Raw genomic sequence first — 23,501 nt, 5'->3', positions numbered from 1 at the left:
CACGCTGGACAGTTCTTTCACAAGCCAGCAAGGCAGTGGCTTTCTGAGTCACCACGCGACCAAGACCGGACCCTAACCACACAACAAGCGGTCACACCAACCCTGACACTGAGTGGCTTTCGCGACATCCGGGTCCGGGAGGGCGGGGGGTCGCCAGAGGAAGCGCGGTGCGCGTCAGGAGAAGCACCGGATCGGGGCACCGTTGTAGGTCACCATGTCCGCCATGGCCGCTCCCAGGTCGATCGGCGCGCCCCACTCGAGGCCGTCCAGTTCGGCGTAGGCCCGGTGCAGGTTCGCCGGCAGTCGTTCCTGTTCGGACAGTGCGTCGTAAGGCCCCAGATCGGCTTCCCGGGCTGCCTGGAGAGGCGTCAGGCCCGCGGCCTTCCCCTTCGAAGCGAGTTTCTGCAGGAAACCCAGGTAGCCGTCGACGACGTCGATCGCCTCGGGCCCGCACACCGGGCCGTGGCCCGGCACGATCGTCTCCGGTTCCAGCTCGCGCACCAGGTCCAGGGCCTTCTGCCAGCCCGCGGGCGAGCCCATCAGTGCGAACGGGCTGCCACCGTTGAAGATCAGGTCTCCGACGAACAGCACCCGGCGCTCCGGCAGCCAGACCAGCACGTCGTTGGTGGTGTGCGCGGCGTGTCCAGGATGGATCAGTTCCAGCCGGACGTCGCCGGCGTGCACGGTCAGCCGGTCGTCGAACAGGACCTCCGGTGGCCGCAGCTCCAGATGGCCCCAGTCGCTCCCGGTGAACGCGTTCCCGTAGGTGTTGATCCCGGTCGCGACCATCACTTCGCGCGTCTTCCGGTGCCCGATGATCGTCGCGCCGGCCGCCAGGTAATTCCCGTTCGTGTGATCGCCGTGGTGATGCGTATTGACCACAGTGGTCACCGGCGCGCCGCCGGTCGACACCGCCGTCTCCAGCAGGGCGCGCGTGCGCCGTTCGGTCGAGCAGGTGTCGATGACCACCGTGTGGTCCCCCGCGGCGACGAAGCCGCAGTTGTTGATCCACCACGAACCGTCGGGCTGCACGTAGCCGAAGACACCGTCGGAGACCTGCCGGGCGAAGGGGGATTGGTCCACTCGGTCACTATGCCCGACGAACGTGCCCGAAATGTGACGAGATCGTTCCGCCACCAGGGTGACGTACCAGGTGACTGGTGTTTTCGGCCGTTTCCTGGAACGCTGCGCAATGTCATCATCGAACCCCGCAAGGTGAAGTATCCTGGGTGGGTTCGAGTATTCGCGCGCAGGACGGCGGGGAGCCGCTGTCCTGGCTATGTGGTCCGGGAGAGCAAGGCTGATGGCCAGCACCGTCACCTCGCGCCGGAAGCAGCTCGGGAACGAGCTCCGGCATGCCCGCAACGCCGCGCGGATGACACAGCAACAGGTCGCCGAGGTTCTCGGCTGCACCCAGGGCAAGGTCAACAAGATCGAGTCCGGTGCCGTCGGGGTCAAGCTCGGGGATGTGCGATCGATGCTGAACGCGTTCGGGATCAACGGCGACGAGGCCGACACGCTGATGAACCTGGCCCGCGCCGCGGCCGGGCAGCGCGGCCACTGGTCCGGTTACCGATCCGTGGTGCCGCACTGGTTCCGCACCTTCACCGACCTCGAACCCGCCGCCGCGGAGATCCTCACCTGGCACGGCGAGCGCATCCCTGGCCCGCTGCAGTCCGAGCACTACATGCTCAAGCAGTTCACCGAAGCGGGCGCCACCGACGTCACTTCGTTGGTGCGTAACCGGCTGGACCGCAAAGCCGTCTTCGAGCAACAACAGCCGCCCTACTACCGGTTCATCATCAGCGAAGGCGCCCTGCGCCGCGCTCCCGGCGGTTCCGCCCCGGCGGTGATGCTGGACCAGGTCGAGCATCTGCTGGCCCTGGACAAGCATCCGCGCGTGTATGTGCACGTCCTGCCGTTCGGCGCGCGGCTCGCCGCGGTGCCCAACGACTTCACCATCATGCGTTTTCCCGACCGCACCAGGGATTTCGTCTACATCGAACACTCCGCGGGCGGGTTGTACCTCGACGACGTCAAGGACTTCAACATTTTCGTCGACTCTTGGGACCGGCTGCGCGGCGCCGCGCTGGAACGCCAGGAGACCCGGCAGTTCCTCAAGGAACTCGCCGAGCTGTACCGCAATCAGATGCAATCCTGAGGAAGAACCTCGTCCCTTCGGTAGGGTCATGCGCGTGGACCCGCAGTTCCTGCCCGAAGGTGTCGACCTCGAGCGGCCCAACGCCGCGCGGATCTACGACTGGGCCCTCGGCGGAACCGCCAACTGGGCGGTGGACAGGGAATTCGGCGAGCAACTCCTCAAGGCCTTCCCGCTCATCCGTGCCCTCGCCAGGGCCAACCGCGCCTTCCTCGGCCGCGTGGTGCGGCACTGCGCCGAGCACGGCGTGAACCAATTCGTCGACCTCGGCTCCGGCGTGCCGACGGTCGGCAACGTCCACGAAATCGCCGGAGAGGCCGACGGCGACAGCCGCTGCGTATACGTCGACAACGAGCCGGTCGCCGTCGCGCACGCCAGGATCCTGCTGGAGAAGAACGGCGACCCCGCCCGGCACGCGGTGATCGGCGCCGACCTGCGCGACCCGGACGACGTCTGGGAACGCGCCTTCGACACCGGCGTGCTCGACCCGGCGAAACCGGTCGCCCTGCTCACCGTCGCGGTCCTGCATTTCGTGCCGAACCCCGGACTGGCCCCCGTCATCGCGCGGTACCGCGAGCTGCTGCCCGCCGGTTCGTTCTACGGTCTTTCCCACGTCACGATGTCCGGCGTGGAAGGCGCCGAGCTGGAGCAGATCCAGCGCGTCGTGAAGCAGTACGAACAGTCGAGTACGCCGGCGTCCTTCCGCGACGAGGAGGAGATCCTCGGCTTCTTCGGGGATTTCGACCTCGTGGCACCCGGCCTGGTCCCGGTCGGCGCATGGCGGCTGGACGACCCCGGCTCGCCTACGCTTAACTGCGCCATCGGCGGGGTCGCCCGCAAACCCGCTTTCTGACGAGGTGTGACGGTATGACGACGCAGCAGGACCCCGAAGCCCCCGAAGGTGTCGACCTCGAACGACCCAACGTGGCCAGGGTGTACGACTGGTTCCTCGGCGGTTCGGCCAACTGGGCCATCGACCGCGAGTTCGGCGCGCAGGTGCTCAAGCAGTTCCCGGAGGTCAAGACGTTCGCCAGGGTCGGGCGCGACTTCCTCGGCCGCGGCGTGGGATACCTGGCGCGCCAGGGGATCACCCAGTTCCTCGACATCGGTTCCGGCGTGCCCACCGTCGGCAACGTCCACCAGATCGCGAGCGCGATCAACCCGGAGTCCCGCGTCGTCTACATCGACATCGAACCGGTCGCCGTCGCGCATTCCCAGCTGCTCCTGGAACGTGAGGGCCTGCTCGGGCGGCACGCGGTCCTGCAGGGCGACGTGCGGGATCCCGCCGACATCTGGAAGCGCGCCCTCGAAACCGGGGTGCTCGACCCCCGGCAGCCGATCGGGCTGGTCCTGGTCGGCCTGCTGTACTTCCTCGGCCCGGACGAACCCGTCCACGAGATGGTCCAGCGCTACATCGATCTGCTGCCGTCGGGTTCGTACTTCCTGTCCTCGCACTTGACCGAGGACGGCGTCACCCGCAAGGAGGGTGACAACCGGGAGAACGTCCAGGAGCTCTACAAGAAGACGAGCGCGCCGTTCCACCTGCGCTCCCGCGCGGAGTTCGCCTCGTTCTTCGACGGACTGGAGATGGTGGAGCCGGGGATCGACTGGATGGCGGCCTGGCACCTGGACGAAGCGGCGTCCCGCGCGAGCGACAGGTTCGCCGACGACCCGACCTTCACCGGTGGTCTCGGCGGGCTGGGCCGCAAGCCCTGAGTGCTTCGAGTGATCAGGCCCGGCCGGTCAGATGCCCGATCAAGGGTGAAAGCTCGAACTGACCTTCGAGCGGCCGTCCGGTCCTGATCAGATCCCGGTGCGCACCGCGCCTGCCGGGGAAATCCACTTCGGAGTTCCACGGCGGCTGCTTGCGCAGCGGCGCCTGGATGAGGCTGAAACCGAACCGCTGACGCAGTTCGAGACCGATGTTGCGGCGCTTCGCCGAAGCCAGGCGTTCGTCCTCACGGCGGAACAACAACGTGGTGAGGCGGACGGCCATCGCGGTCACACCCCCCGGCTCGGCCGCGGCAACCGCGTCTGGTCGGCCGAACCGGCCAGGCCGAGACAACGCTCACAGGGCATCCCCGAACCGACGGGGATCCATTCCAGGTGGTCGTAAGGCATCGCCGCGCCGCAACGGGCGTGCAGGAATTCGGGGTGAGAACCCCCCGAGTGCAGGTCGAAAAGATGCGCGGAGCGGCGGCTTTCGCCCGCCGTTCCGGCCATGAGCCTGCCGACGGCGAGTACCGTCGCCGGCATGGTGTCTTGAATGATCACGCTGATCCTCCCCCACGAGGTCGGCGGTGGGTGGTCATGCGCCGCGGGGTGTGGTGCCCCTGCCGGTCACCTGCCGTCGGTGCCCCGCTGGAACGGTGAAACCCCTGCTGAACGCCACCCGGTGACAACTGTCGCCGAGGTCGATCCATACTGCGAGCGATTCACCAACAACCGAGCCCCGGCCGCTGCGATTAATCCTACTCCTGGAATAATCTTCATGTCGAGGGTGGGCGGAGTTGATCACCCACTTGGCCGTGCGGGATAGTCCCGTTGAGGCAGGGAGAAGCTGGGGCCGTGACGGTTCGCGCAGGTCGCGACCCGCACCCCCGACCGACGTTCGGAGGTACGACCAATGGCCGATTATCCATCGGCGGCGGATTACGATCCGACCACGGCCGTGTCGCTGTTCGACGACGCAGCTTGGGAGAAGTCCTTCGCGAGTGAGCCCAACGGTGGGAACTGTGTCGAGGTCAACCTGGGCAGGGAAGGCCTGGTGGGAGTGCGTGACACCAAACTGGCCGCGAGTCCTGTCTTCGTCTTCGATGCCGGTGAGTGGAACGCCTTCCTCACGGCGGTCAAGGCCGGACAGTTCGATTTGAGCCCATGACGAAAGGCTCGCGTGCCCATCGGGACACGCGAGCCATCCGATCTTCGGTCACTTCGAGTCACACCGTCGCCGGGAGCCCGTTCCCTCGCAGCCTGAGTTTGGTGCGCCGCCAGGCGACGGTGATCAGCACGGCGAGCACGATCAGCGGGATCAGGCTGATCGACCAGCTCACCGCCATCGGCGGCCCCGGCTGTTCGAGCACCGTCAGATCGCGGAGTTCCCCCGCGCCCTTGCCCGCGGGCCCGTCGATCTCGAACCGGAACGTCCACGAGCCCTCGGTCTGCAGGGCGCGGATGTCCAGCCCCCACACCTCCAGCTTCCGCGGATGCTTCGCCAGCGGCTGCGGACGGCCCAGCCGCCCGGTCTCCGGATTGAGGAACGCGAGCGTCCCCGACTTCCCGGCGATCCCGTCGTCCGGGATGAACGTGAAGTCCAGCGATTGCATGGCGCGCAACGGCCACGTGCTGAACCCGACCGTCATCCCGTACGGGCCGACCTGCACGCGTTCGGTGTGGACGATGTTCACCGGTTCGTAGGCGTTCGCCGCGGGGGTGGTCGCGAACAGCAACCCGACCGCCGCCGCCAGCGCCAGCAGTGTCTTACGCATGCGCGTTGTCCTCCTTCGCCGGCGCCAGCAGCCCCAGCATCCCGCCGAACCGCCACCCGGCGAACCCGCCGAGCAGCCCGAACACCGCGCCGACGGCGCCCGTCACGAACACGACCGGCCAGTCGACCGAGGCGGCCCCGTAGACGATCGCGTTCTGGATCGGCATCGTCGCGCCGACCAGAAGACCGCCGATTCCGCCCGCCAGCACCGAAACGCGGCCGGCGGACCAGCCGCGCCGGGAAAGCAGATAGACCGCTTCGAGCACGGCCGCGATCGGCAGCAGCGCCATCGGCATCATCGCGGGCATCGCGGGCACACCGTCGATGTAGTCCCGCATCGGGAGGCCGACGGCGCCCGCGTACGCCTCCGCGGCCCACGGCGAGAACCACCAGGTGATCGCCTGGATGACCGCCAGCGACGCGGCCACCCGGACCGCTCCGCCCGGCCGCCGCCAGAATCCGGCGCCCGCCGAGACCAGCAGCACCGAAAGCAGCGCGATCCCCACGGAGATGACGTCGACCAGGTCGACGTCGATCTGCTGCAGCCCCAGCACGGTGACCGTGCTGAACGCGATCAACACGCCGAGGGTGCCGACGACGCCGAGCGTGCCCCAGCGGTGTTCCCGCGCGGCCGCGAACACCATGACCGTGCCGATGATGCTCAGCGTGATCGACAGCAGCAGCCCGATGTGCGGCGGCGAGTCGATCACGGCGTCGAAGCCGTACAGGCCGTGCCACCACTGGTCCCACAGGCCGTACAGCAGGAACATCGCCGCACCGGTCCCGGTCACCAGGTATCCGGCCGGCGCGGCGAAGACCTTGCCGAAGACGTTGATCGCGCGGCCGCCGACCCGGGCGTCGACCTGGCGGCCCGCCCGGCGCGCGGCCGTCGTCATCAGCACGACCACGAGGCTCGCGAGCCCGGAGATCGCGCTGCCCGAATACAGGAACAGATGCGGCAACGTGAAGAACGTGTCCGGGCCGACGTCGCCGTGCCACTGGATGTCCCAGGTCAGCCCGATCAGCGAGATCACCGACCCGGCCAGCACGGTGCCCGCCGGGATCAGCCCGGTGCGTTCACTTCGTGCCACCGAGGCGACCCTCGCCCCTCCCGCGGTGAGATCCATACCCCCCGACCTCCCTCTCTTACTTGACCAGCAAAGGAAAAACGTGCTGCGTGGTACCGGACGGCCCGCGCAGTGAAACGGTGATCTCCCATTGCCCCGACATCGGCAGCAGGACGTCGCCAGTGCGGAACAGGCCCGGAGCCTGCGCGATCGCGGGTGACGGCGCGAGCGCGTGCCCCATCTGCGGCATCACCGGTTCGACGGTGACGACGTCCGGCGCGGCACCGGTGACGGTCAGCGCGAAGACATTGCCGCCCTGGTGCGGATCGGTGACCGCCAGCTCCACCGTGGACGCACCTCGGGTCGAGCGCTGTACCTGTTCCCCGCCGCCGCTCGGCCACACCAGCCAGGCGACGATCGCCGCCGCGAGTACGGCGACCACCGAACTGAGCAGCACGGGTTTCCGTCTGTCCACTGTGGACTTCACTGTGGCTGTCACTGGGGTGCGCCTCCTTGCGGGACTTCGAGCTGCATGGGCACGGTCAGCACCCGGTAGTCGCGTTCGGCCTGCAGCCAGATCCGGTACTTGCCGGGGGCCGCGAAGGTGTAGGTGAACGGGACGTCGGGGCCGTACGCGGCGACGGTCTCATCGGGCTTTCCCGGCATACCGGGCGACTGCGGGATCATCGAGTGCACGTGGGCCCAGGTCGGCGCGGCAGCGGCATCCGCGCCGACCCGGCGATCGTCGGTTATCGGGCCGACGACGATCAGGTGGCCGAGCATGCCCAGCCACGGTTGGAGATCCGCCTTGCCGAACCGCGCGGTGATCGTGGTCGGCGTACCCGGCTTGATGTCGACGTCGACCGGATTCCCGTCGACGACCCGCGCACCCGCCCCGGTGGGCACGGGTTCGGCAGGGGCGTCGGTGCCGGCCGCGACCGGCAGGGTGGTGCGGACGAGTTGCACGCCACCGCCCCGCCGGGCGAGTTCCGCGGCGACGGCGTAGGTCCCGGCCTCGGGCGGCGTGAACTTCACCCTGTAGTCGCCGGGGCCGACGCGCACCGGATGCAGATGCCAGAGCCTTCCGGTCGGCGAGATGACCACGAGGTGGATCAAAGCGTTGTCGTGCACCAGAAGATCGTCGACCGGGCGGCCGGTCGCGCCGTCCGCCACGGCGAGCCGGACGTCGGCGAGGCTGCCCGCCTTGGGGTTCGTGGAGTGCACGGCGAGGTTCACCGGAGGCCGTGAGAAGTCCACAGTGGACATCTGCGCGCTCGCGTACGGGTCCTGGACGTTGTCGATCGTCGGGTCCAGCGCCGCGCCCGGCGCGGGCGGCGCCGGGGTCGACGCCGAGAGCATCGCGCCGGTGACCGCGACCGCGAGCGCGGCGACCATCCCGCCGGCGGGGATCAGCGCGAGTTGCGGCCGTTTGACGCGCATCGCGACGACGAGGCCGATCACCAGGAACACGCCCGCGCCCACGAATCCGCCGAATGTGGCCTTCTCCCAGGGCGGGATGACCCTGGCCGGGACGATGAACGGGATCGAAGCGGTGTCCGTGCCGTCATCGAGGCCGAGTTCCCACGGCCCCGGCTGGTCGACCCGTAGCAGCGCCGGGTGGGCGCCGGGTTTCCCGTCCAGCTGGACCGTGGTTTCGGAAAACGTCGTTCCCGCGGCGGAAGCGCGCAGTTTCAGCGTTCCCGGCGTGCTTCCGGCGTGCGTCACGACGTCGACGTGCAGCGGGCCGGGCGCGATGTCCATCCGCCGCAGCACGACCGTGAGATCCCGGGTGCCGAGCGTCTGTGCGACCTGGACGTCCGCCCCGCTCGACGCGCCGTCCGCCTGGGCGGTGCCGCTCAGCAGCAAGGACGCCAGCGCGCAGAGCACGAGCACGCGGGCGATGACCAACGGCGCCGCGCGCCGCCCCCTCGGTGAATTCCCCATCCCGGCTGAAGCTAGCGACGAAGGCCGGGGAAAGCGTCACGGCGCGGAGTGAATCGGGGTCCCCCGTAAAGGGGACTGTGGCCCTTACTCCGACAGGGGGTGACCCTGGAAGTCAGCCGCCCAGGAAACGGTACGCGCGCGGATGCGCACGGAACCACACGTTGAGCCTGCCGATCCGGCGGACGAGCGAGGACCGCAACGTCACCGGCACCAGCCCGCCGAGAACCCTCACCATGGCGCGAAACCGGTCGAACCGGCGCTGGTCCCTGTCTGTCCACTGTAGACCGAGACGATCGCGCAACGCGGGCGGCAGCGTGCCGCGAAGAACGAACATCTGCCCTCGGTACTGCCACCGCTGCGGCCGGGTCCACCGCTTGTCGGGTAGCCACCGCCAGGGTTTCTTCACCGTCCGGATCGTCTCGAACAACGTCGAGATCGTCTCGTTCGGGCCGAAGCCGTCGATCATTTCCGCGTAATACCGCTCGAATTCCGGCCATGTCCGCGGCAGGTCTTGCTCACGCAGGCCGAGCAACCGTCCGACGTCGCACATCTGCGCGTAGTACTCGTCCAATTCGGGCGCTGTCATCGGGGTTCCGTAGAACCGTTGCGTGTCAACGGGAACCATGACGAGGGTGGCGTGCACCCAAGCGTAGGCGTGCGGGTTCAGCGCGCTGTACCGACGGCCGTCGGCGTCGACCCCGGTGAACTCGCGATGCAGTGCGCGCAGCCGATCCGCTTCGTAGCGGGCGCCTTCCGGACCGCCGTAGATGTAGATGGACAGCGACGCGGCCGTGCGCATCAGGCGCGTCCACGGATCCTCGACGTAGTCGGAATGATCCCGGACCCCGGCCGCGACCACCGGATGGGCGACCTGCAGCACCAGCACCTGGCCCGCCAGCAGTCCGGCCCGGAAGTCGCCGAAGTACCTCCACGCCGCCGTCCCCTTGACGATCGGCGGACCGCTCATGACGCGCCGCGGATGAGCATCATCAACGGCTGCGCCACCCCGACGCCATCGTCACCCGTGGCGAGCCTGCGCAACTGCAGCCCGGCGATTAACGCCACGACCGGACCGGTCAGGCGCTCCGGTGAAGGCACACCCAGCGTCCGGAGGATCACCAGCGCGAGTTCGTCGTAGGCGGCGAAACACCGCGCGGCCGCGTCCTGGAGTCCGGGGTCGCGCGCGGCCTGCAGGTACAGCTCGTGCGCGCCGAGTTCGTCGGTGCCGAACGGAAGCTGCGTGATGACCTGTTCGACCACCGAGGCGGCTTGCTCGACGCTCAACCCCTGCTCGCGGTAGGCGTCGACGAACCCTGTCAGCTTCGTGGTCTCTTCCTCGACGAACAACAGCATCGCCTCGCGCAGCAACGCCGTCTGGCTGGGGAAGTGGTAGGTCAGCGTGCCGAGCGAGACACCGGCCGCGGTCGCGATCCGGCGGTTGGTCAGCCCGCCGACACCCTGTTCGCCGACGACCTTGAGCGCGGCGTGGAGGATGGTCTCGCGGGTGTTCACCAAGCGGTCTCGGGTTTGCGGTCCTGCCACCGTTCGACCTCTTCCAGTTGCGCGGCCAGCGAGATCAGCCGCTCCTCGCCGTGCGACGGGCCGAGGAGTTGCCCGCCCAGCGGCAGGCCTTCCGGGCTCAGCCCGGCGGGGACGTTGACCCCCGGCCAGCCCAGGACGTTCCACGGCCAAGCGTAGGGGCACGCGGCGATCATGGCCTGGTCGGTCTGCCAGCCGGTGAGCTTGTCGAAGGTGCCGATCCGCGGCGGTGGCGTCGCGGTGGTCGGCGTGAGCAGGACGTCCACCCGGCCGAACACCGAGCCGATCTGCCGCTGCAGCAACGGTTCCGTGGCCCTGGCGAGCCGCAGTGCCGGACCGGCGAGCGCCGAGCCCTGCCGTGCGTTGGCGCGAGTACGCGGGTCGAGCCGGGCCTGGTCCGGGACGCGACGGGACCAGTCACGCACGCCGACGAGCGATCGCGGCAGGAAGGTCAGGCCGATCAACCGGTAGTCGGGTTCGACCTCGACGATCTCGTGGCCGAGTTCGGTGAACCGCTCCGCGAGCCGGACGACGGCCGCGTGCGCGTCCGGATCGAGCCGGGTTTTCGTGGCGGTGAAAGGGATCCGAGTCGACAGCCCGATGCGCAGCCTGCCCGGTTCGCGGCGGGCGGCGGCCTGGAACGCGGTCCCGGTGCCCGCCGCGACGTCGAGCAGCAGGGCCGCGTCGGCGACGGTGCGCGCGAGCGGGCCGACCACGGTCAGGCCGTGGAACAGTTCGCTTTCGGTCGGGACGCGGCCGCGCTGCGGTTTGATCCCGACCAGATCGGTCCACGCGGCCGGGATCCGGATCGACCCGGCCCCGTCGGAACCCAGCGCGGCGGCGATCACCCCCGACGCGATGGCCGCCGCCGCGCCGCCGGAGGAACCGCCCGGGGTGCGCTCGGTGTCCCACGGATTGCGGGTCGCGCCGAACGCCGGGCCTTCGGTGAACGGCCATTGGCCGAGTTCCGGGGTGTTGGTCTTGCCGATGAGCACCGCGCCCGCCCGGCGGAGCGCGGCGACGGGCGGGGAGTCCGCCGTCGCGACGGTGAAGTCGCCCTCGCAGCCGAACGCCGTCGGCAGTCCGGTGACGTCGAGGTCGTCCTTGATCGCGGTGGGGACGCCGAGCAGGGGAGCGGTCTCGCCGCCGGCCAACCGGCGGTCGGCGTCCTCGGCCTCGCGAAGGGCTTCCTCGGCGCGAAGGCATTTGAAGGCGTTGAGAGTGGGCTGACTGGCTTCGGCTCGTTCGAGCGCCAAGCGCGTGAGCTCGACGGAAGTCGTGGCTCCGGTGGCGAGCATCGAGGCCTGTTCGGCCAGGCCGGTGAACGCGAGGTCCGGTTTCGAGGTGGTCATGGCTCCCCCTGCGCGTCTCGTTCGTTCAAACGAACGATACCACTGAGTAGCCTCGGTGTGGTTACGTGACCTGCATGAACTTCGATCGCTTCCCTCGCGTCGACCTCGGCGGCCGTCCGACGCCGCTGCATCCGGCACCCCGGCTGGGCGAGGCTCTCGGCCTGCCGAACCTACTGCTCAAACGGGATGACGTGCATCCGCTCGGCCTGGGCGGCAACAAGCTGCGCAAACTCGAGTTCCTGCTCGGCGCGGCGATCGAGGCGGGCGTCGACACGGTGATCACCTTCGGCGCGCTGCAGACCAATCACGGTCGCCAGACCGCCGCGGCCTGCGCGAAGCTCGGGTTGCGGTGCGAACTCGTGCTCACCGCGAAGGTTCCTCGTGACGGTGACGCGTACGAACAGTCCGGCAATGTCCTGCTCGATCATCTCTTCGGCGCGAACGTGCACGTCTGCCGCGACGGGGAGGAGACCGGCAAGACCTACGACCGGCTGATCACCGAGGCCGCGGCCGAGGGGCGCGAGGTGGCCACGTTCCCTGTCGGCGGTTCCGACGCTGTCGGCGCGCTCGGGTACGTGGCGGCCGCGAGGGAGATCGCCGGGCAACTCGCCGACCGCGGTGTCACCAAGGCGCGGCTGGTCGTTCCGCACGCCAGCGGCGGGACGTCGGCCGGGCTCCTCGTCGGGACGGCGGACCTCGACTGGCTGACGCTCGACGTCGCCTGCGTCAGTCACCCGGTCGACGAAGCCCTGGACAACCTCGCCGACCTCACCACCGCGGTCTCCGCGTTGCTGGGGACCGAGCCGCCGTCACTCGAAGGTCTGCGCATCGACGACCGCGCGATCGGCCCCGGCTACGGGATCCCGACCGCCGGCACGTGGGACGCGGTGCGGCTTTTCGGCCGCACGGAAGGGATCGCGCTCGATCCCGTGTACACCGGCAAGGTGGCCGCCACGCTGGTCGATTGGGCCGCTGAAGGCCATTTCGCGGCCGACGAGCACGTCGTTTTCCTGCACACGGGCGGTTCGCCCGGACTGTACGGTTACGCCCCCGAATTCACCGGCACGGTGCGCGGCTGACGCGACCTTCAGCATCCCGCCGATCAGGATCACGTGCGCCACCAGCGAAAGCCGCTGCGCGACGCCGACCGGGAAGATGTCGGTCAGCGTCATGAAGAACGGGATGTCGGACAGGCGCACGAAGATGAAGGTGAGCCCGAAGACGATCAGCCCCGCCGCGCTGCCCCAGGCCAGGCGGCCGACCTGCCTGGCCGCGGGGGTGCCGCGCAGGTTGTCGCGGAGGGTGAATCCGGCGGCGGGCAGGCTGAGGAACGCGATGAGACACGCGTAAAGGTGGATCTCGCCGCTGACCGGGTCCGGGTATTCCGGGTAGCTCGCGGGGAAGATCGCGGCCGCCGCCAGCCCCAATGACCACAGCACGAACAGCAGTTTCGTGGTGCGGCTGAGCGGGATCCCGGCCGCGGCCAGCGCGCCGAGCGCGGTGAGCGAGCCGATGGACAGGGAGAGCACGCTGGCCCCGAGCATGCCCGTGCCGCGGTCGACGTAGGCGTAGCTCGACAGCGTGTCGAAAACCGGATCGCGTGAGCTGATCAGATGCAGCACGACCATGGTGACCAACGCCCAGCCGATGGCCGCGCCCGACGCGATCAGCCAAGGTTTGGCCCGCGATCTCTCCCCAGGGAACGTCATGCGTCCAGCGTGCTCGCGAGGCCGCGGATTTCCGATCCGGGAAGCCCCCGGTTTTACCCTGGGGCTAACCCTAACTCGACCACTACCAGTAGCTGGTCATCGTGCCTTTTCGCCCGGGGCCAGCGCTCGCCGTCCGGGTCCTGTTTCTCCGCCGTGCGCACCGCGTCGAGGACCGCGTCCGGACCACGCTTCCGGCTGATGGCGAGGACCTCGGGCCAGTCGAAAAGGCCGTACTCGTCGACACCGATCGCGACACCGTCCGTTGCCAGCAGGAGGGCTTCGACCTCCGAGCGCGGCCAGCTGCGGCGCACGGCCTCCGTGGCGGCTTTCGGTTCCGCCTCGGCGACCCAGAAGCCGCCCGGTGCGTTGCGTTTCGCGCGGACGTCGGCCCCGGTACGGAGCTGGCCGCTTTCGCGCAGCGAGGCCAGCCTGTCGTCGATGAGCGGGTCGGCGCCGGAAGGCCCGAAGGCGATGATGGGGCTGTCGGCGAGCACCAGTCCGTCGACGGTGTCGTCCGTCCAGCGCGCGATCGAGACCGTGCTCGATGGCGAGTGCCCCGGTTCGAGACCTTCGCGCCGGGCGACGTCGGCGATCGACCCGGCCAGTAGTACCGCGAGATCCGCCTCCGGTTCCGCGCTCAGCGCTTGCGAAAGGCTGCGCACGAGCAGGCTCGCGTACCAGCCGCCGGACGGCAGATCCGGATGCGGCGAGGTCGCCCCGTCGAGGATCACCACGGCGTTGCCGAGTACGGCGACGTGGTCTTCGGTCGGGCGCGGTGCTCCGTCCGCGCCTACTCCGTCCCTTTCCACCACTGCGATTTCGGCCATGTCCCCGACCCTAACTGTCAACTGAGGTTGACGTAGGCGTCATGTCAACGTAGGTTGACATCATGACCGAAGCGACAGATCTGGCCGCGCGAGCCGGTGACCGCGACCCCCGGGTGGGGTTGCGCGCCGTCGCCGCTTTGCGCCGGCTGTTGGAACAACTCGAGGCCGTGCAGGTCCGCAGCGCGCGGGTGCACGGCTGGTCCTGGCAGGAGATCGCGGCCGAGCTGGGGGTCAGCAGGCAAGCGGTGCACAAGAAGTACGGGAGGCACTGATGTTCGAACGGTTCACCACCGAACTCCGCGAGGTCGTCATCGGGGCTCAGCGCGTCGCGTCGGACGAGGCCGCCTCGAACGTCGACCCGCTGCACCTGCTGACGTCGCTCGCCCGGCACACCGGCGTGCTCACCACGCTGGGCTGCCCGGCGGACGAGCTGGCCGACGACCTCCGCCGCGTCCGCCGCCGCGGCGGGATGAGCGACGCCGATGTCGAAGCGCTGAGCGGGTTCGGCATCGACGTCGAGCACATCGTCGAGCGGGTCGAGCAGACTCACGGGCCCGGCGCGCTGACCAGGGGGCAGCGCGGCGGGCGAGGCCATCGGCCGTTCACGCCGGAGGCAAAGAAGCTGCTGGAGAAGAGCCTTCGCGAAGCCATCGATGTCGGCGATAAACGCATCGAGGCCGAGCATCTCCTGCTCGCGCTGACGGCCGTTCCCGGTCCGGCGGCCGACGTCCTCGCGCAGCGGGGCATCGACTACCTCGCCGTCCGGCGCCTGCTGGAGCAGCGCGCGGCCAGCTAACCCCTAGCGCTCGCGCCAGACGACGTACGGCAGGAACGCCTGCGTCAGCGGTCCGATGGCGAGCGCGTAGAGGATCGTGCCGACGCCGACCGTGCCGCCGAGCAGCCAGCCCGCGGCGAGGACGGTGATCTCGATGAGGGTCCGGACGAGGCGGATCGACCTGCCCGTCCGGGCCGCGAGACCGGTCATCAGCCCGTCGCGGGGGCCGGGCCCGAGCCGCGCGCCGACGTAGATCGCGGCGGCGAGCCCGTTGAGCACGACGCCGGCGACCAGGTTGACGATCTGCCAGCCGAGGACGTGCTGATCGGGCAGGAAGATCCGCACGAGGTCCACGGTGAGCGAAATGACCACGATGTTGGCGGCGGTGCCGATGCCGGGCCGCTGCCGCAGGGGGATCCACAGCAGGAGCACCAGGACCGAAGCGATCGCGGTGACCGTGCCGAACGACAGGCCGGTGATCTTCATCAGGCCTTCGTGCAGCACGTCCCACGGGTCGAGGCCGAGGCCCGACCTGGTCAGCATGGCCATGCTGGCGCCGTAGAGGGCCAGCCCGCCGACGAGCTGGATCGAGCGGTGGGTGGTGTCTTGGGAGATGCCGACGGGGCGGAGATCGAGTGTAAGTGCCACGAGTGCACCATCAGGGGTAAGTGGCTACCTTGACCATGGCCAATCTGGAACAATTGGTCTTATGGAACCGCTGATCCCGCTGACTGGACGCGTTTCGGGCTTAAAATTGGCCACTTTGCTGGGAAGTTGGCGGCAGAGTGGTTCTCGACACGGTGCCGCGGATCTCGCGGCGGCGGTCGAACTGCTGGTCCTCGACGGCAGGCTGCCGCTCGGCACGAAACTCCCGGCCGAACGGGAGCTCGCCGAAGCGCTGGAGGTCAGCCGCACGCTGATCGGTGCCGCGCTGGACAAGCTGCGGGCCGACGGGCTGGTCGCCAGCCGTCGCGGGGCGGGCTCCTGGATCGCGGCTCCCGGCGGGCGCGGGCGGGACGCGATCCTGCCGTCCGGGGAGGACCTCATCGACCTCGCCCAGGCCTGTCCGCCCGCCATCGCCGGTCTGGTCCCCGCCGTGGACGCCGCGCGGAAGGCGCTGGTGGATCACCTCGGCGAGAACGGCTATCACGTACGCGGGCTGCGGGTCCTGCGCGAGCGGATCGCCCGCCGCTACACCGCTCGCGGCCTGCCGACCAACGCCGATCAGGTGATGATCACCAACGGCGCGCATCACGCGTTCGTGCAGGTCCTGCGCATGCTGGCCGGTCCGGGCGACCGGGTGCTGGTCGAGCAGCCGACGTATCCGAACGCGCTCGAAGCCATCGCCGCGGCGCACGCCATCCCGGTCCCGGTGCCGCTCGACCCGGCGACCGGCTGGGACATCGTCGGGATCGAGGCCGCGCTGCGGCAGTCCGCGCCGAGGCTCGCGTACTTCGTCGCGGACTTCCAGAACCCGACCGGCCTGCGCCTGGACGCCGTCGGCAGGGAGCGGCTCGCGGCCGCGCTGAGCCGCGCGCGGACGCCGGCGATCATCGACGAGACGCTGGTCGAACTGGACCTCGAAGGCGATCCCGCCGACGGGCCGCCGCCGATGGGCGCGTTCGCGGGCGATCTCGGCATCACGATCGGCTCAGCCTCGAAATCGCATTGGGCCGGGCTGCGCCTCGGCTGGATCCGCGCTTCGGAGGACGTCATCGGCAGGCTGGTCGCGGCCCGTTTCGCCGTCGACCTGGGGTCCCCGGTCTTCGAGCAGCTGGTCCTCGCCGAGCTGCTCGACGACGGCGGGGCCGCGCTGGCGCACCGTCGCGAGGAGACGCTGGCCCTGCGCGACGCGCTGACCGGGGCGCTGAACTGGTACTGCCCCGAGTGGACGTTCACCGTGCCGCCCGGCGGGCTTTCGCTCTGGTGCCGTCTTCCGGAGCCGATGAGCACGCGCCTGGCCGTCGCGGCCGCGGGGCACGGGGTGCAGGTGGCGCCGGGCTCGCGTTTCGGTGTCCACGGTGGACTGGAGCGCTGGCTGCGGCTGCCGTACGCGCTCCCGGCGGACAGGCTCTTCGAGGCCGTGCGGCGGCTGGGCGCGGCCGCCGCGTCGGTGGCCGCGACTCCCGCCACGGTGGCCCCCGTGGCCGTCCAGGTCACCTGAGGGGAAAACGGAAATAGCCGGTGCGCCGGCGGGGCGGCCGATGCTCCAGGGAGGGCATCGGCGCCGCACGACCAGCGCACCGGCTATCCGGCCCGCCCCGAGACCGGAATCTCGGGACGGGCACCGCGGCGGTTACCCGGCACAGCCCCTCGACGTGCCGGGAACCGCCCGCGGTTCAGGTGGTCTTCGAGCTTGGCCGGCTCCTGCTCGGCGCGGTGAGCAGAAGCCCCCGAAGTCCACCCGGTGCTGGTCCCGGCGCCGCCCAGGGGCAGTGCGGCGCCGGGGCCGGGATCCGAACCGGCCGGGCGCGGTCGGCCGTTCGGGAAGACAAGGGGTTACCTGAACGAGGGCAGGCGGAAGCGACTTCTGCCGGGGACTTCAGAGGACGTCGAAAACCGAAGTTGATCTTGGTTTGGACGTGGTTCTCCCCGGCGACCCGGTCAGGTCAGTCGGGGGAGGTGGTGGGAAGCGCGGCTTCCCGGCCGGTGCGCTCGCCTTCGTGATCGCAGCCTGCTCCGAGGAGTTTCAGCTGCGTGGCGGGGATTCCGGCGTCGAGCACGGCGAGCGGCCCGCGGCCGCCGCCGGAGTGGTCGTGCCCGGGCTGGGCGCTCGTCGTGGGCGCGAGCGGGGCCACGGGGGCGTTCGGCAGGCCACCGCCGCCGCCCGAACCGCCGCCGTCCGGGGACGCGTGCGTGTCGGATTCGGCGGGCGCGGGCGGAGCGGGCTGGGCGTCGTCGAGCTTGACCCGGAGCGGCAGCACGACGCGGTGGCTCTGGGGCGCCGCCGCCGGAGCGGGCGTTTCGGCGGGGACGAACGGACGCGGGTCCGGGGTGATCGGCGCGGGCGCGTTCGTCGCGATGTTCTTGGCCGGGACGGCGATGGTGACCGAGCCGCTCGCCGACTCACCCGAGCCGCCGCCGAAGACGGGGTCGAGCATGTCGCCGGTACCCGGCAGGATCACCGGGGGACCCGCCCCGCAGCACGGATTCGGCGTGACGATCGGCGCGACGACATGTTCGCCGATTCCGCCGACGACCCCGCCGACGGTTTCGACGACGCCGCCGACCGTGTTCGTGACGAGGTCCAGCACGCCGCCGATGAGGCCGCCCAGCAAACCGTTGGCGGCCTGGGGCTTCGCGGTCTTCTTCTCCGGCTCCGGCGAAGAAGACTTCTCGAGGGAACTCGCACTCGAAACGGCCTTGTCCTCGACGGTGGCCTCGGGCTCCTCGCTCGAAGCGGGAGCGGGCTCTTCCTTCGGGGTTTCGGTCTTCGGGGTTTCGGTGCTTTCAACGGGTTTCGTGGTTTCGGCCGAGCCGGAGTCCGAAGTGGACTCCTTCGGCGTGGTCGACTTCCCGGATTCGGGCTGGACCACCGAGGTCTCCGGCGTCACGGGGGTCTGCTCGTCGGCCGAAGCCGGAGTGCTCAAGACCGCACCGAGGATCCAGCCGGTGAGCGCGAGCCCGCCCGCGAAGAGGATTCGCGCGCCGGTTTTCGGGGCCCTGAGGCCACGACGGGGTACGACTGCCGCACCACTCACAGCAATCACCACCGTCCGCGCCTGAAACCCACGTTTTCCGCGTGAGTTCGATCTTGCTTGGGGTCTCTTCCGGTCAGGTCGCAGTTCCCCCGGGGCTGCACCAGTTTTAGCACCGGAGGGGAGTGTTTCACCTCTGCCGCCGCTGATCCAGCCCGTTAGGCGGAACGACGCAACCGGCTCCGGTGCATGGAGTACCGAAGTTGATCACTCTCGGTGTGTGCCCGGCGGCCATCCGGGCACGGGTGGAACTACTCAAATACTCGGTGACCTGACCTTTTCCGGATCCCTGCTGCGGTGTGTGCCGTCAAAGTCGCGTTCGGTGATCGAGGTGGCGGACGCGAGCCGCCGGGACGGGAGAGTCCGCGATGTGGGACGTGAACGCGGTGTCGGCGGCGGTGCTCGGGGTGCTGAAGACCTATCGCCTGAGCGAAGCCGATGCCAGGGACGTCTGTCAGGACGCTTGGCTGGACCTCCTCCGCGCGCCGGGCGCGCTGCGCGACGAAGCGAAGCTCCGGGCCTGGCTGACGACCACCGCGCGGCGCCGCGCGCTCCGGATGATCACCAGGAACAGGCGCGAAACGCCGCGTCCTCTCCCGGGACCGGAAACGACCCCGGAGATCGAGGTCGTCCGGGCCGCCCGCGACCGCGCGCTGTGGGCGGCGGTCGATCGCCTGCCGGACGTGCACCGGCGGCTGATGTGGCTGCTCGCCCATCGGCCGGAGCTGTCCTACGTCCAGCTCGCCGGCGAACTGGGGATCAGCCCGGCCAGCGTGGGCAGGGTGCGAAGACGGTGTCTGGACCGGCTCAAGCGTGCCCTCGAAGTCGGCGGCTGGAACTGAACATCGGACGAGTCACCGGAGTTTGCGCAATCGGGTGACCGCTTCGTCGATGACCTCGTTGCGCTTGCAGAACGCGAAACGCAGGAGGTGTTTCCACTCTTCCGGGTGATCGGTGAACACCTTTACGGGCACGGCCGCCACGCCCACCCGTTCGGGGAGTTCCCAAGCCAGTTCCGCGGCGTCGTCGAAGCCGAGCGGGCGGACGTCGACGCAGATGAAGTACGTCCCGGCGGTCGGCCGGACCGCGAAGCCCGCCTCCGCGAGGCCCGCGGCGAGCCGGTCCCGCTTGCCCTGCAGGCTCGTGCGCAGCTCTTCGGCCCACGGCAGTTCGTGGTCCAGCGCGTGGGCGACGGCCGGTTGCAACGGTCCGCCCGAGACGAAGGTGATGAACTGCTTCGCCGCCTTCACCGCCGCGACCAGCTCGGGGCTCGCACAGACCCAGCCGATCTTCCAGCCGGTGCAGTTGAACGTCTTGCCCGCGCTGGAGATCGAGACCGTGCGGTCCCGCATGCCGGGCAGGGTCGCGAGCGGGGTGTGCTCGGCGTCGTCGAAGACCAGGTGCTCGTACACCTCGTCGGTGATGGCGATCAGGTCGTGCGTCACGCAGAGCGCGGCGACGGCTTCCAGTTCGGCGCGCGTGAACACCGTGCCGGTCGGGTTGTGCGGCGAGTTGATCAGGATCGCCCTGGTCCGATCGGTCACCGCGGCCCGTAGGCCCTCGAGGTCCAGCGCGAACCGGCCGTCACGTTCCACCAGGCCGACGACGCGGCGTTCCGCGCCCGCCATGGCGACGGCGGCCGCGTACGAGTCGTAGTACGGCTCGATGACGATGACCTCGTCGCCGGCCTGCGTCAGCGCGATGAGCGACGCCGCGATGGCCTCGGTGGCCCCGGCGGTGACCAGGATCTCCGTGTCGGGGTCGTACTCGACGCCGTAGCGGCGGCGGTGCCGCGCGATCGCCGCGCGCAGCTCCGGGCGTCCCGGCCCCGGCGGGTACTGGTTCGCGCCCCCGAACAGCGCGTTCTTGGCGGCGTCGAGCATTCCGGCGGGCCCGTCGGTGTCGGGAAAACCCTGGCCGAGGTTGACGGCTTCGTGGCGGACGGCCAGTGCCGTCATCTCCGCGAAGATGGTCGACGTGAAGGGCTGGAGGCGGGGTACGAGGACAGGTTCGCGCACGATCAGCCATCCTCACGGACAATGGCCCTGTGGAGCAACTGACGCCCGCCAAGGTGACCCCAGCCGATCCGCCCGGTGGAACCGCCGCCGAGGAGGAGAAGAGCCGCGGCCTGCGCAAGATGAAGATGGTCGCGCTGTCGTTCCTGCTCGGGGCGACGGTGATCTTCCTGCTGACCAGCTGGGCCGAGGCCGCGGGCTGGCCGGGCTGGGTCGGCTACGTCCGCGCCGCCGCCGAAGCCGGGATGGTCGGCGCGCTCGCCGACTGGTTCGCGGTGACCGCGCTGTTCCGGCATCCGCTGGGGATCAAGATCCCGCACACCGCGATCATCCCGAACAAGAAGGACGCGCTGGGCAGCAGCCTCGGCGACTTCGTCGGTTCGAACTTCCTGTCCGAGTCGGTGATCCGCGAGAAGCTGAGCCGGGTCGAGGTCTCGAAGCGGCTCGGCGGGTGGCTTTCGCAGCCGCAGAACGCCGAACGCGTGACGTCCGAACTGGCCACCGTCGTCCGGGCCGCGGTCAAGGTGCTCCGCGACGAAGACGTCCAGGCGATCATGGAACAGGCCGTGGTCAAGCGGATCGTGGACAAGCCGTGGGGCCCGCCGCTCGGCAAGATCCTGGAAGGCGTGTTCGCCGACGGGGCGCACCACAAGCTGGTGGACCTGATGTGCGACCGCGCCTACGAATGGGTGCGGGACAACCACACGACGATGCTGCGCGTGGTCTCGGACCGGGCGCCGAGCTGGTCGCCGAAGTTCGTCGACGAGATGCTCGCGGACAAGGTCTACGGCGAGGTGCTGTCCTTCGTGTGGGCGGTGAAGACCGACGTCAACCACCCGATGCGGCTGGCGGTGGACAAGTTCCTCGGTGAGTTCGCCCTCGACCTGCAGACCAACCCCGAGGTGATGGCGCGCGCCGAGCAGGTCAAGTCCCAGATGCTGGGGCACGACGAGGTGCAGAAGCTGATCGGCTCGGCCTGGGCGACCGCGAAGGACATGCTCCTCACCGCCGCCGAGGACCCGTCGAGCGAGCTGCGGCGCCGGGTGCGCACCGGACTCGAGGCACTGGGCGAGCGGCTGGTCTCCGACGACCACATCCGGTCCAAGGTGGACAACTGGGTGGAGGGCGCGGCGGCCTACCTGGTCACCAACTACTCCCGCGAGATCACCGGGATCATCACCGACACCGTGGAGCGCTGGGACGCCGAGGAGACCTCGCGCAAGATCGAGCTCCAGGTGGGCCGGGATCTGCAGTTCATCCGGATCAACGGCACGGTGGTCGGCGCGCTCGCCGGTCTGGTCATCTACACGGTCGCGCAGCTGCTCTTCTGAGCGGCGGCACCTATACCACACTCCGGAGGCCCTTCCGGGAGTTGTCCACAGGAAGTGGAGTCATCCCCAGGGTTATCCACAGCTTTTCACGTCTTTGGCCTAACGGTGTGCACAACCCCTGGGGGTAACTCGGGGGTGGGTGACCCCAGAAGTTGTGGTCGCCCGGGTGTGCGGGCGGGGGCTGAAGGGGCCTTTCCCCGCATGCGATGGGGTGAAGGCGCCCTTCGCCGCGTGACACGCGGGGAAAGGCCCCTTCAGCTCAGGTCGAGACGTCCGCCGTCCGCGCCCGCCAGGCCCGCGCCTTCTCCCGGTTCCCGCACGCCCGCATCGAGCACCACGTCCGCGACCGGTTCCGCGACTCGTCGTAAAAGGCCCACAGGCAGTCATCGGCCGGGCAGATCTTGAGCCGGACCCACTCGCCGAGCACGGTCAGCCGGATGGACGCGGCCATCACCGCTTCGCTGACCGATTCCGCGACCAGGAGCGGGCCTTCCGGGCCGAGGACGACCTCCGCCGGCACGCGCAGGCCGAGCCGGGGCAGTCGCGGATCGCCGATCGCCGAGCGCAGCGCGTCCCGGGTTTCGCGCGCGGCCGCGGGGGTGTCCGCGCGCAGCCGGTGATCGCGGGCCCAGCGTTGCCAGGCCTCCGGATCGTCCAGGAGGTCGGTGCCGCGTTCGACGGTCACCGTGTTCAGAAACTCGACCACCAGGGACGCGTCGGTGTTCACCTCGCCCAGTGTACGGCCGATACCCGTTGTCATCGGCTCCGATAACCTGCATACTCCGTTCACTGGTTACTCGATCCTGGTGGAGGCTGAACCATGAGTGCGATACCGACCTTCGGCGCCGTGGCCCTCGACTGCCCGGACCCGGTCGCGCTGGCGGAGTTCTACCGCGAGCTGCTCGGCTGGCAGGCGGCCGAAGTCGCGGAAGACGGCCACTAGGCGACCCTGCGGAACCCCGAAGGCGGCCCGCGGTTCTCGTTCCAGCGCGTACCGGACCACCGGCCGCCCGCGTGGCCGTCCGCGGAGAACCCGCAGCAGGCGCACGTCGACCTCGACGTCACCGATCTGGAAGCCGGGCACGAGCGCGCGCTGGCCATCGGCGCGAAGCTGCTGGACGACTCCCCGAAGACCTTCCGGGTGTACGCGGATCCGGCCGGACACCCGTTTTGCCTGTGCGCCTGCTGACCTCGGACGCGAAAAATGCGTAATCTCTGATACGTGATTTGTCCGAAGTGCCAGAACGCCATGAAGACCGTCGACAAGAACGGTGTCCACATCGACCAGTGCCAGGGATGCCGCGGCATCTTCCTGGACAGGGGCGAGCTGGAAGCCATCGCCGGTGCCGAGAACTCGTACTACGGCGGCCACCAGCCTCCGCCGTACCAGGGAGGTGGGCACGCGCCGGCTCCGCACTACGGCCGCCCGGACTCCCCGCGGCCGCACCGCGGCGGGTACTCAGACTCGCCGAAGGGCTACCGGGGCGGCTACGCCGACTCGCCCAAGGGGTACCGCGGCCACGCCGACTCCCCGCACGGCTACGGCCACCACGGCAAGCGTCGTAAGGGCGGCTTCCTCGAGGGTCTCTTCGACTGACC

At 69.6% G+C, this 23,501-nt stretch carries 26 protein-coding genes and 2 pseudogenes; 12 read left to right on the top strand and 16 right to left on the bottom strand.

Features of this window, described 5'->3' with window-relative positions; all coding sequences use genetic code 11:
• Positions 1-174: 174 nt before the first annotated feature.
• On the bottom strand, positions 175-1,083 hold the full coding sequence (locus ACLJPX_RS44180) for an MBL fold metallo-hydrolase (protein ID WP_410606070.1): 909 nt from the start codon (positions 1,081-1,083) through the stop codon (positions 175-177).
• A 220-nt stretch (positions 1,084-1,303) separates the two neighbouring features.
• On the opposite strand from ACLJPX_RS44180, the gene ACLJPX_RS44175 reads away from it, so the two are divergent.
• Genes ACLJPX_RS44175 through ACLJPX_RS44165 form a run of 3 tightly spaced genes read left to right on the top strand, consistent with a single transcriptional unit; the run spans position 1,304 to position 3,874 of the window.
• A complete protein-coding gene (locus ACLJPX_RS44175) occupies positions 1,304-2,161 on the top strand; it encodes a helix-turn-helix domain-containing protein (protein ID WP_005163455.1) in 858 nt (285 codons plus the stop codon).
• A gap of 28 nt (positions 2,162-2,189) precedes the next feature.
• On the top strand, positions 2,190-3,011 hold the full coding sequence (locus ACLJPX_RS44170; RefSeq protein WP_410606069.1) for an SAM-dependent methyltransferase: 822 nt from the start codon (positions 2,190-2,192) through the stop codon (positions 3,009-3,011).
• Positions 3,012-3,025: 14 nt separating this feature from the next.
• Entirely contained in the window at positions 3,026-3,874 is an 849-nt protein-coding gene (locus ACLJPX_RS44165; protein WP_101611957.1) for an SAM-dependent methyltransferase, read from the top strand.
• 13 nt (positions 3,875-3,887) lie between these two features.
• Here ACLJPX_RS44165 and ACLJPX_RS44160 read toward each other — a convergent pair whose 3' ends face one another.
• Entirely contained in the window at positions 3,888-4,154 is a 267-nt protein-coding gene (locus ACLJPX_RS44160; RefSeq protein ID WP_410606068.1) for a hypothetical protein, read from the bottom strand.
• 5 nt (positions 4,155-4,159) lie between these two features.
• On the bottom strand, positions 4,160-4,432 hold the full coding sequence (locus ACLJPX_RS44155) for a hypothetical protein (RefSeq protein ID WP_101611959.1): 273 nt from the start codon (positions 4,430-4,432) through the stop codon (positions 4,160-4,162).
• A gap of 352 nt (positions 4,433-4,784) precedes the next feature.
• Here ACLJPX_RS44155 and ACLJPX_RS44150 point away from each other — a divergent pair, with 352 nt between their 5' ends.
• Complete coding sequence (locus ACLJPX_RS44150) at positions 4,785-5,039, top strand: DUF397 domain-containing protein (protein ID WP_101611960.1); 255 nt, start codon at positions 4,785-4,787, stop codon at positions 5,037-5,039.
• A gap of 58 nt (positions 5,040-5,097) precedes the next feature.
• Here the strand turns inward: ACLJPX_RS44150 and ACLJPX_RS44145 are convergent, their stop codons facing one another.
• The 7 genes from ACLJPX_RS44145 to ACLJPX_RS44115 form a co-directional block, all read right to left on the bottom strand.
• Entirely contained in the window at positions 5,098-5,646 is a 549-nt protein-coding gene (locus ACLJPX_RS44145; protein WP_410606067.1) for a hypothetical protein, read from the bottom strand.
• Complete coding sequence (locus ACLJPX_RS44140) at positions 5,639-6,772, bottom strand: hypothetical protein (RefSeq protein ID WP_410606066.1); 1,134 nt, start codon at positions 6,770-6,772, stop codon at positions 5,639-5,641. Before ACLJPX_RS44140 ends, ACLJPX_RS44145 begins: the two co-directional genes overlap by 8 nt.
• Before the next feature lie 19 nt (positions 6,773-6,791).
• Positions 6,792-7,199: a hypothetical protein gene (locus tag ACLJPX_RS44135; protein ID WP_410606077.1), complete on the bottom strand. Its 408-nt coding sequence runs from the start codon at positions 7,197-7,199 to the stop codon at positions 6,792-6,794.
• Between the two features lie 8 nt (positions 7,200-7,207).
• Positions 7,208-8,656 carry a hypothetical protein gene (locus ACLJPX_RS44130; protein ID WP_410606065.1) on the bottom strand — a complete coding sequence of 483 codons (1,449 nt, stop codon included), beginning with the start codon at positions 8,654-8,656 and terminating at the stop codon, positions 7,208-7,210.
• Between the two features lie 112 nt (positions 8,657-8,768).
• The gene (locus ACLJPX_RS44125) at positions 8,769-9,623 is read right to left on the bottom strand and encodes an oxygenase MpaB family protein (protein ID WP_410606064.1); all 855 of its coding nucleotides are present in this window, start codon (positions 9,621-9,623) and stop codon (positions 8,769-8,771) included.
• A complete protein-coding gene (locus ACLJPX_RS44120; protein WP_410606076.1) occupies positions 9,620-10,168 on the bottom strand; it encodes a TetR/AcrR family transcriptional regulator in 549 nt (182 codons plus the stop codon). Before ACLJPX_RS44120 ends, ACLJPX_RS44125 begins: the two co-directional genes overlap by 4 nt.
• Positions 10,165-11,547, bottom strand: a complete 1,383-nt coding sequence (locus ACLJPX_RS44115; RefSeq protein WP_410606063.1) for an amidase — start codon at positions 11,545-11,547, stop codon at positions 10,165-10,167. Before ACLJPX_RS44115 ends, ACLJPX_RS44120 begins: the two co-directional genes overlap by 4 nt.
• 74 nt (positions 11,548-11,621) lie before the next feature.
• Between ACLJPX_RS44115 and ACLJPX_RS44110 the strand changes: the two genes are divergently transcribed.
• Entirely contained in the window at positions 11,622-12,626 is a 1,005-nt protein-coding gene (locus ACLJPX_RS44110; protein WP_410606062.1) for a D-cysteine desulfhydrase family protein, read from the top strand.
• Between the two features lie 81 nt (positions 12,627-12,707).
• Here the strand turns inward: ACLJPX_RS44110 and ACLJPX_RS44105 are convergent.
• Both ACLJPX_RS44105 and ACLJPX_RS44100 read right to left on the bottom strand, forming a co-directional pair.
• Positions 12,708-13,175 (bottom strand): annotated as a pseudogene (locus tag ACLJPX_RS44105) (DUF998 domain-containing protein); the annotation flags it as partial.
• Between the two features lie 134 nt (positions 13,176-13,309).
• Positions 13,310-14,083: a hypothetical protein gene (locus ACLJPX_RS44100; protein WP_410606061.1), complete on the bottom strand. Its 774-nt coding sequence runs from the start codon at positions 14,081-14,083 to the stop codon at positions 13,310-13,312.
• 62 nt (positions 14,084-14,145) lie between these two features.
• On the opposite strand from ACLJPX_RS44100, the gene ACLJPX_RS44095 reads away from it, so the two are divergent.
• The gene (locus tag ACLJPX_RS44095) at positions 14,146-14,355 is read left to right on the top strand and encodes a sigma factor-like helix-turn-helix DNA-binding protein (RefSeq protein ID WP_004559389.1); all 210 of its coding nucleotides are present in this window, start codon (positions 14,146-14,148) and stop codon (positions 14,353-14,355) included.
• Positions 14,355-14,879, top strand: a complete 525-nt coding sequence (locus ACLJPX_RS44090) for a Clp protease N-terminal domain-containing protein (protein ID WP_410606060.1) — start codon at positions 14,355-14,357, stop codon at positions 14,877-14,879. The genes ACLJPX_RS44095 and ACLJPX_RS44090 overlap by 1 nt, the downstream gene beginning before the upstream one ends.
• A gap of 3 nt (positions 14,880-14,882) precedes the next feature.
• Here ACLJPX_RS44090 and ACLJPX_RS44085 read toward each other — a convergent pair whose 3' ends face one another.
• Positions 14,883-15,506 carry a YczE/YyaS/YitT family protein gene (locus ACLJPX_RS44085; protein ID WP_410606059.1) on the bottom strand — a complete coding sequence of 208 codons (624 nt, stop codon included), beginning with the start codon at positions 15,504-15,506 and terminating at the stop codon, positions 14,883-14,885.
• A 61-nt stretch (positions 15,507-15,567) separates the two neighbouring features.
• Here ACLJPX_RS44085 and ACLJPX_RS44080 point away from each other — a divergent pair, with 61 nt between their 5' ends.
• Positions 15,568-17,022, top strand: coding sequence for a PLP-dependent aminotransferase family protein (locus tag ACLJPX_RS44080; protein WP_410606058.1), 1,455 nt, complete (start codon positions 15,568-15,570; stop codon positions 17,020-17,022).
• 445 nt (positions 17,023-17,467) lie between these two features.
• On the opposite strand, the gene ACLJPX_RS44075 is transcribed toward ACLJPX_RS44080, so the two are convergent.
• Entirely contained in the window at positions 17,468-18,559 is a 1,092-nt protein-coding gene (locus ACLJPX_RS44075; RefSeq protein ID WP_410606057.1) for a hypothetical protein, read from the bottom strand.
• 365 nt (positions 18,560-18,924) lie between these two features.
• Here ACLJPX_RS44075 and ACLJPX_RS44070 point away from each other — a divergent pair, with 365 nt between their 5' ends.
• Complete coding sequence (locus tag ACLJPX_RS44070) at positions 18,925-19,398, top strand: sigma-70 family RNA polymerase sigma factor (protein WP_410606056.1); 474 nt, start codon at positions 18,925-18,927, stop codon at positions 19,396-19,398.
• Positions 19,399-19,410: 12 nt separating this feature from the next.
• Here the strand turns inward: ACLJPX_RS44070 and ACLJPX_RS44065 are convergent, their stop codons facing one another.
• The gene (locus tag ACLJPX_RS44065; protein ID WP_101611975.1) at positions 19,411-20,574 is read right to left on the bottom strand and encodes a pyridoxal phosphate-dependent aminotransferase; all 1,164 of its coding nucleotides are present in this window, start codon (positions 20,572-20,574) and stop codon (positions 19,411-19,413) included.
• A 29-nt stretch (positions 20,575-20,603) separates the two neighbouring features.
• On the opposite strand from ACLJPX_RS44065, the gene ACLJPX_RS44060 reads away from it, so the two are divergent.
• On the top strand, positions 20,604-21,902 hold the full coding sequence (locus ACLJPX_RS44060; RefSeq protein WP_410606055.1) for a DUF445 domain-containing protein: 1,299 nt from the start codon (positions 20,604-20,606) through the stop codon (positions 21,900-21,902).
• Between the two features lie 259 nt (positions 21,903-22,161).
• On the opposite strand, the gene ACLJPX_RS44055 is transcribed toward ACLJPX_RS44060, so the two are convergent.
• A complete protein-coding gene (locus tag ACLJPX_RS44055; RefSeq protein ID WP_410606054.1) occupies positions 22,162-22,629 on the bottom strand; it encodes a CGNR zinc finger domain-containing protein in 468 nt (155 codons plus the stop codon).
• Between the two features lie 93 nt (positions 22,630-22,722).
• Between ACLJPX_RS44055 and ACLJPX_RS44050 the strand changes: the two are divergent.
• Positions 22,723-23,091 (top strand): annotated as a pseudogene (locus tag ACLJPX_RS44050) (VOC family protein).
• Positions 23,092-23,124: 33 nt separating this feature from the next.
• Entirely contained in the window at positions 23,125-23,499 is a 375-nt protein-coding gene (locus tag ACLJPX_RS44045) for a zf-TFIIB domain-containing protein (RefSeq protein WP_184898647.1), read from the top strand.
• Positions 23,500-23,501: the final 2 nt, after the last annotated feature.

The organism is Amycolatopsis sp. lyj-90, assembly GCF_046549035.1.
In the GTDB taxonomy this organism is placed as follows: Bacteria; Actinomycetota; Actinomycetes; order Mycobacteriales; family Pseudonocardiaceae; genus Amycolatopsis.
The sequence above is the reverse complement of the archived record's forward strand: the minus strand, read 5'-3'. Positions and strand labels throughout refer to the sequence as shown.

Bases quoted from the DNA above. Each gene is read 5' to 3' on its own strand.
- ACLJPX_RS44175 (WP_005163455.1), top strand. From the start codon at position 1,304: ATGGCCAGCACCGTCACCTCGCGCCGGAAGCAGCTCGGGAACGAGCTC.
- ACLJPX_RS44170 (WP_410606069.1), top strand. From the start codon at position 2,190: ATGCGCGTGGACCCGCAGTTCCTGCCCGAAGGTGTCGACCTCGAGCGG.
- ACLJPX_RS44165 (WP_101611957.1), top strand. From the start codon at position 3,026: ATGACGACGCAGCAGGACCCCGAAGCCCCCGAAGGTGTCGACCTCGAA.
- ACLJPX_RS44160 (WP_410606068.1), bottom strand. From the start codon at position 4,154: ATGGCCGTCCGCCTCACCACGTTGTTGTTCCGCCGTGAGGACGAACGC.
- ACLJPX_RS44150 (WP_101611960.1), top strand. From the start codon at position 4,785: ATGGCCGATTATCCATCGGCGGCGGATTACGATCCGACCACGGCCGTG.
- ACLJPX_RS44145 (WP_410606067.1), bottom strand. From the start codon at position 5,646: ATGCGTAAGACACTGCTGGCGCTGGCGGCGGCGGTCGGGTTGCTGTTC.
- ACLJPX_RS44140 (WP_410606066.1), bottom strand. From the start codon at position 6,772: ATGGATCTCACCGCGGGAGGGGCGAGGGTCGCCTCGGTGGCACGAAGT.
- ACLJPX_RS44130 (WP_410606065.1), bottom strand. From the start codon at position 8,656: ATGGGGAATTCACCGAGGGGGCGGCGCGCGGCGCCGTTGGTCATCGCC.
- ACLJPX_RS44125 (WP_410606064.1), bottom strand. From the start codon at position 9,623: ATGAGCGGTCCGCCGATCGTCAAGGGGACGGCGGCGTGGAGGTACTTC.
- ACLJPX_RS44115 (WP_410606063.1), bottom strand. From the start codon at position 11,547: ATGACCACCTCGAAACCGGACCTCGCGTTCACCGGCCTGGCCGAACAG.
- ACLJPX_RS44110 (WP_410606062.1), top strand. From the start codon at position 11,622: ATGAACTTCGATCGCTTCCCTCGCGTCGACCTCGGCGGCCGTCCGACG.
- ACLJPX_RS44100 (WP_410606061.1), bottom strand. From the start codon at position 14,083: ATGGCCGAAATCGCAGTGGTGGAAAGGGACGGAGTAGGCGCGGACGGA.
- ACLJPX_RS44095 (WP_004559389.1), top strand. From the start codon at position 14,146: ATGACCGAAGCGACAGATCTGGCCGCGCGAGCCGGTGACCGCGACCCC.
- ACLJPX_RS44090 (WP_410606060.1), top strand. From the start codon at position 14,355: ATGTTCGAACGGTTCACCACCGAACTCCGCGAGGTCGTCATCGGGGCT.
- ACLJPX_RS44080 (WP_410606058.1), top strand. From the start codon at position 15,568: ATGGAACCGCTGATCCCGCTGACTGGACGCGTTTCGGGCTTAAAATTG.
- ACLJPX_RS44070 (WP_410606056.1), top strand. From the start codon at position 18,925: ATGTGGGACGTGAACGCGGTGTCGGCGGCGGTGCTCGGGGTGCTGAAG.